The sequence below is a fragment of the Ideonella azotifigens genome (assembly GCF_006519715.1).
Lineage (GTDB): Bacteria > Pseudomonadota > Gammaproteobacteria > Burkholderiales > Burkholderiaceae_C > Ideonella > Ideonella azotifigens.
The window spans coordinates 1-6,238 of sequence record NZ_VIDT01000315.1; the positions used below are offsets into that span (position 1 = coordinate 1).

The 6,238-nt window shown below is 66.4% G+C and carries 4 protein-coding genes and 1 pseudogene; 4 read left to right on the plus strand and 1 reads right to left on the minus strand.

Annotated elements, in window-relative coordinates; translation table 11 throughout:
• Both norR and FKP22_RS17970 read left to right on the plus strand, forming a co-directional pair.
• Positions 1 to 980 (plus strand): nitric oxide reductase transcriptional regulator NorR (gene norR, locus FKP22_RS17965; protein WP_141288955.1); only part of this gene is annotated, 980 nt, incomplete at its 5' end.
• A gap of 73 nt (positions 981 to 1,053) precedes the next feature.
• Positions 1,054 to 2,187 carry a sensor histidine kinase gene (locus FKP22_RS17970; protein WP_170200945.1) on the plus strand — a complete coding sequence of 378 codons (1,134 nt, stop codon included), beginning with the start codon at positions 1,054 to 1,056 and terminating at the stop codon, positions 2,185 to 2,187.
• 71 nt (positions 2,188 to 2,258) lie between these two features.
• On the opposite strand, the gene FKP22_RS17975 is transcribed toward FKP22_RS17970, so the two are convergent.
• Positions 2,259 to 2,945, minus strand: coding sequence for a response regulator transcription factor (locus tag FKP22_RS17975; protein WP_141288958.1), 687 nt, complete (start codon positions 2,943 to 2,945; stop codon positions 2,259 to 2,261).
• 235 nt (positions 2,946 to 3,180) lie between these two features.
• Between FKP22_RS17975 and FKP22_RS17980 the strand changes: the two genes are divergently transcribed.
• A complete protein-coding gene (locus tag FKP22_RS17980) occupies positions 3,181 to 4,902 on the plus strand; it encodes a methyl-accepting chemotaxis protein (protein WP_231011204.1) in 1,722 nt (573 codons plus the stop codon).
• A gap of 226 nt (positions 4,903 to 5,128) precedes the next feature.
• Positions 5,129 to 6,238, plus strand: a pseudogene (locus FKP22_RS17985) (hypothetical protein); the annotation flags it as partial.

A 6,238-nucleotide genomic window follows, 5' to 3' on the forward strand; every position in this document is an offset into this window, starting at 1 on the left:
AGCCGTTCAAGGCGCTGCTGCAGGAGATCGAACTCGTTGCGGCCAGCGAACTGCCGGTGCTGATCCACGGCGAAACCGGCGTTGGAAAGGAGCTGGTGGCGCAGGCGCTGCACGAGCGCTCGGCGCGTGCGGCCCAGCCCATGGTCAGCGTGAACTGCGCAGCACTGCCGGACACGCTGGTCGAAAGCGAACTCTTCGGCCACGTGCGCGGCGCTTTCACCGGCGCGCATGGCGACAGGCGCGGCAAGTTCGAACTGGCGCACGGCAGCACGCTGTTCCTCGACGAAGTGGCCGAGCTGCCGCTGTTGGTGCAGGCCAAGCTGCTGCGCGTGCTGCAAAGCGGCGAGCTGCAGCGCCTGGGCTCGGACCGGCCGCACCGCGTGGACGTGCGCCTCGTCGCCGCCAGCAACCGCAAGCTGGCCGACGAAGTCAAGGCCGGCCGCATGCGTGCCGACTTCTACCACCGCCTCAGCGTCTTCCCGCTGCAGGTGCCGCCACTGCGCGAGCGTGGACGAGACGTGCTGCTGCTGGCCGGCTTCTGCCTCGAAGAAAACCGCAGCCGCCTCGGCCTGGGTTCGCTGCGCCTGGAGGCAGACGCCCAGGCCGCCTTGCTCGCATATGGCTGGCCCGGCAACGTGCGCGAACTCGAACACGTGATCGCGCGAGCCGCACTGCGCGCGCTCAGTCGCCAGCCGAACAGGCCGCGCATCCTGGGCGTCGCAGCGGAAGACCTGGATTTGCCCATCGCGGCATTCGAGCCAGTGGCGGCGCAGGCTTCATCTACCGGGCCAGGAACCGAAATCTCCCCTGTCGCCAATTGGCGAGACGCGGTCGACGAGTTCCAGCGTCGCCTGCTCCAGACCACGCTGACCTCGCACGGCGGCAGGCCGGCAGCGGCTGCGCGTGCTCTGGGACTTGACCGGGCGAACCTGGCGCGACTGGCCAAGCGTTTGGGTGTGGCGACAAGTGCCGGGGGGTGAATGTTCACGCCAAGGCGAGTTGACTGGTGCGCGCATCACGATGGACAGGCCCCCGGCCATTCGAAAGGTTGACATGAGCGACGACTTCTCCGCAGATGCGAACTACCACATGCGGCTGCTTGTCGACCGGGTGCCGTCGATGCTGGCTTACTGGGATCGAGACCTGCGTTGTCGGTTCTCGAATCGTGCCTACGAGAGGTGGTTCGGTGTGAGTCCGGACCGCTTGCTCGGCACGTCCATACGCGACCTGCTGGGACCGAAGCTGTTCGCCATGAATGAGCCCCACATACAAGCAGCATTGGCGGGCGAGCGCCAGGTGTTCGAGCGGATCGTGCCCGGGCCGGGTGGCGTCCAACGCCACAGCCTGGCGGAGTACATCCCCGACCTTGTCGGCGACGAGGTGCGGGGATTTCTCGTGCAGGTCACCGAAGTCACCCAGTTGAAGGAGACCCAGGCGGCCTTGCGTCGGGAAGAGCAACTGCGTGGGCAGGTCGAAGCGCATGCCGCTGAACTCGACGCACTGCTGCGTGAGCGCACCGAGATGCTGGACGTTCTCGCACACGAGGTCAGGCAGCCATTGAACAACGCCTCTGCTGCCTTGCAGAGCGCGAAAGGCGCGCTCAGCGTCATGGGTGACCTTTTCGTCTCGGACCAGCTGGTGCGGGCGCAAGCCGTGCTGGGGCAGGTGCTCACATGCATCGACAACACCTTGGCCGTCGCGTCGCTGCTGGCGCGGCCCGAACCCATCCAGTGCGATGACACGGACATCGACACCTTGATCGCGGTTGTCGTCGCCGACATGCACGAGGCCGAGCGCAGCCGCATCCTTGTTCAGCGGGACACCACGACGCGAACGGCGCTCATGGACATGAGTCTCATGCGACTGGCCCTGCGCAATGTGGTTTCCAACGCCTTGAAGTTCAGCCCCCCCGGCACGCCGGTGCAAATCCGCATTGCCGACTCCGATGAACCTCTGGCGCTGGTGATTGACGTGTGCGACTCGGGCGCCGGGATTCATCCAGAACAGCTGCCCGGGCTGTTCGCCCGCGGCGCCCGCGGGCGCAATGCCAATGCCGGCCATGGGCTCGGGCTCTACATCGTCCGGCAGGTGATGTCGATGCATGGAGGCAGCGTCGAAATCTTGAGCACGGGAGACGCAGGCACGACCCTGAGGTTGCTCGTCGACCAGACCGGAAACGGCGCGTAGGCAGACGAAGGCCGCCAGCGCACGGCGCGCCCCGCGTCCCAGGCCTTCGCAAACCGGCAGACCCGGGATGTTCAGATCGCCTTGAGCAGCGCGCGAAAGGCGTAGCCGACACCGGACTTGGTTTGCAGCGGCACGGTCGCCGGGGTGGCGCGCTCAATGCGGCGGCGCAGCCTGAAGACGGTGGCATTCAAGCTCCCGAAGCCTTCTGCGTCGCCTGCTCGGCCCAGCTGCAGCAGCAGGGTGTCGCGTGGCACCACCTTGCCCTGTGCTTCGACAAAGCACTCGATCAGGATGCAGTCCGCGTCGCTCAGGTCAACGCGGGCGCCGTCCGGCGCAATCAACTGGCTGACCCGGCGATCCAGGCGCCACACGTTTTGCGCGGGATCCATCGCGACCGATCGCCTGCACACGGCCTCGATGGCCAGCACGATTTGCTCGAACTGAACCGGCTTGGACAGGTACATGTCAGCCCCGGCCGTGACGACCTGCTTGAAGGTGTCCGCGGCGAGCCGGCCCGAAACAACCAGCACGCCAGCGTTGGTGCGCTGCCGGATGATCTTGATCAAGTCCGTGCCGTCTACGCCTGGCAGCATCAGGTCGGTGACGTAGAAGTCATACATGTAGGGATCGGCGTGCGCGAGCAGGTCGTTGCTGTCGGCGAAAGTGCTGACGACGATGCCCTGTTCGCGCAGGTAGCGCGTCAGGCCATCCGAGTACTCCCGATCATCGTCGACCAGGGCCAGGGTCTTGGGCAGCATGTATCAGCGGAAAAAGCTCAGAACAGCAGTCATTCGATCACAACCGCCTGGCTGGTGGCCCTGAGAGTCGGTGTGCAAAATCACCGCATATTCATGTGATGCGAATAAATTCGCTCACGGAGACTGTCATTCGTGCCGATAGCGCGACATGGCCAATTGCAGACAGATCCAAGCCGTCTCGGTGCGCAGGGTTGAGCTCGGCCTGACACGTTGAATAAGACCCAGAGGTAAATCCATGAAGTTCGAGAACATGACCATCCGTGCCAAGCTCACCGCAGCCTTCGGAGTCCTGGCAGTGCTGGTTGTGCTGGTTGCGGGGCTCTCGCTGAAGTTCCTGGCCGACGCAAACGACCGCTTCACAACCCTCATCCGCGGCGTGAATGCGCGCGCCTTGGTGGCCGCCAGCGTCCGCAACGCGGTCGATCGCCGAGCCGTCGCGGTGCGCAATCTGGTGCTCGTCAGCAAGCCTGGGGAGCTGGCCGCAGAAAAGGCGGCTGCCTTGCAAGCCCATGAGGATGTGCAGACGCGCCTGACCAAGCTCAAGGAGATGGCGCAGTTGCCCGGCGTGACGGAGGAAGCGCGACGGCTGATCGGGGGCATCGATCAGGTCGAGCAGGCCTATTCACCCATCGCGGTGGCCATCGTCAAGCTGGCGGTGGACGGCAAGCGCGACGAGGCGATTGCGAAGATGAATGACGAATGCCGTCCGCAGCTCGCGGCCCTGATCAAGGCTTCCGATGCCTATCAATCATCCACCGCGAGCCAGGAAGAGGGGCAGGTCGCGGAGGTGGCGCAAGCGTATGCCGACCAGAGGAAACTGTTGATCCTGGCCTGCCTGCTGGCCGTCGGCGCAGCGGGGCTTGCGGGTTACCTGATCGTGCGCAGCCTCACTCGCGCCTTGGGTGCCGAGCCGGCGCAACTTGGCGCTGCGGCGCAGCGAGTCGCCGAAGGCGAACTCTCTTCTTTGCCGGGGGGAGAAGACGCACCCGCCGGCAGCGTGCTGGCGTCGCTCAGCGCCATGCAATCCAGCCTCTCCAGCATCGTCGGCGAAGTCCGGGGGGCCTCGGAGTCCATCGCAACGGGCTCGGCGGAGATTGCCATGGGCAATGCGGACCTCAGCCAGCGCACCGAAGAGCAGGCCAGCGCCCTGCAGCAGACCGCGGCCACCATGGACCAGCTCGGCACCACGGTGCGAAACAACGCCGACAGCGCCAAGCATGCCAACCAGCTTGCCACTGGCGCCAGCGAGGTGGCGATGAAAGGCGGGGACGTGGTGTCCCGCGTCGTCGGCACCATGAAGGGCATCAATGACAGCAGCAAGCGCATCGCCGACATCATCGGCGTCATCGACGGGATTGCGTTCCAGACGAATATCCTGGCGCTGAATGCCGCCGTCGAAGCTGCGCGGGCCGGCGAGCAAGGGCGTGGTTTTGCAGTCGTTGCCAGCGAGGTTCGCAGCCTTGCCCAACGCAGCGCTGCCGCCGCCAAGGAAATCAAGGGCCTGATCAACAGCAGCGTCGAGCAGGTCGAGCATGGCAGCGCGCTGGTGGATGAGGCCGGGCGAACCATGGAAGAGATCGTTGGCGCGATCCGGCGTGTGAGCGACATCGTCGCCGAGATCAGCGCTGCCAGCAGCGAGCAGAGCTCCGGCGTCTCCCAGGTGGGCCAGGCCATCTCGCAGATGGACCAGGTGACCCAGCAGAACGCCGCCCTTGTCGAGGAAAGCGCAGCCGCCGCGGAAAGCCTGCGGCAGCAGGCGCAGCGGCTGGTGAGTTCGGTCTCGGTCTTCAGTCTGTCGTCCCAGCCAGCCTCGACGATCAGTGCAGGCCCAAGGCCTGTTGCATCGAAGGCTGCGCCAGCAGCCAAGGCAGGCAGCAAATCACCCAAAGCGCCGAGCCGCCCGGCGCCCGGCAAGACCATGGCAGTCACCGGCCATGAGGAATGGGCGTCCTTCTAATCGTTGGCGGTTGGCGGTCCTAGTGCAGTGGGAGAGTGGGACAGGGGAGTCGCACATCTCCTGAAGGCCGTCGTTTTCGTGCGCTACCCCGGAAGCTGACACTTACGGCGAGCGAGCCTTCGTCCACATCATGTCGGCCATTGCCGGATCGCGAGGCCACGAACAGGGGGCAGGGCCCCGCGCCCACCACCCTACACTCGGCGCAACTCACGCCGGGGGGCTGTGCATGAAGACCCGATCTGTCTTGGCCGCTGCCGTGCTGGCACTGCAGGTGAGTGCAGCGGTCGCGCACGAGCCTGTGGTGCCAGCACCTGCAGCGCCTGCAGAACCTGGCACTGGCCCGGCCAGCGTGGGCGTGGTGAAGTTCGCCAACTCCGGCGCGCCCGCGGCGCAAGCCGACTTCACCTACGGCCTCGCGCAGCTGCACAACTTCCAGTACCCGGCCGCCGCTGCCGCCTTCCGGCGTGCGCAGGTGGTGGACCCGGGTTTCGCCATGGCCTACTGGGGCGAGGCCATGACCTACAACCACCCGGTGTGGATGCAGCAGGACGCTGCTGCCGCCCGCGCCGTGCTGGCCAGGCTGGGGCCGGACCGCGCGACTCGCGTGGCCAAGGGCCAGACCGAGCGCGAGCGCGCCTACCTGGACGCTGTAGAAATCCTCTACGCCGAGACGGGCGACAAGTTCGAGCGCGACAAGCGCTACGCCCTGGCCATGCAACGCCTGCACGAGCGCTGGCCCGACGACATCGACGCCACCGCTTTCTACGCGCTTTCGCTGCTCGGCACCGCACATGCCGGACGCGACGTGGCGACCTACATGAAGTCCTTTGCGCTGCTGGACGATCTGTTCCGGCAGTACCCGCAGCACCCTGGCATCACGCACTACCTGATCCACTCGGTGGACGACGCGGCGCACGCGCCGCTAGGCCTGCAGGCGGCACGCGCCTATGGCGAGATCGCGCCGGAGTCCTCGCACGCGCTGCACATGAGCTCGCACATCTACCTGGCCCTGGGCCTGTGGGACGAGGTGGTGGCCGCGAATGAGCGCTCGCTCGCGGTGGCCTCGCGCCGCAGCGGCATGCGGGGGGTGATGCCCATCGCCTGTGGCCACGGTCCGATCTGGCTCAACTACGGTTACCTGCAGCAAGGTCGGTATGCCGACGCGAAGCGCGTGCTGGCCGAATGCCTGGCGCTGGGGCGGCAGCATCCCGGCGGCGGCGCGGCCGGCGAGTTCAACCCCGAAGCCTCGCCCGTCGGCGCCTTCTACATCATGCGGCTGCGCTACCTGCTGGACGCGCCGGCCGATGCCGAGGTCATGGGCTGGACACCCGCCGCC

Excerpts from the sequence above, each read along its gene's own strand:
- FKP22_RS17970 (WP_170200945.1), top strand. The coding sequence starts at position 1,054 with ATGAGCGACGACTTCTCCGCAGATGCGAACTACCACATGCGGCTGCTT.
- FKP22_RS17975 (WP_141288958.1), bottom strand. The coding sequence starts at position 2,945 with ATGCTGCCCAAGACCCTGGCCCTGGTCGACGATGATCGGGAGTACTCG.
- FKP22_RS17980 (WP_231011204.1), top strand. The coding sequence starts at position 3,181 with ATGAAGTTCGAGAACATGACCATCCGTGCCAAGCTCACCGCAGCCTTC.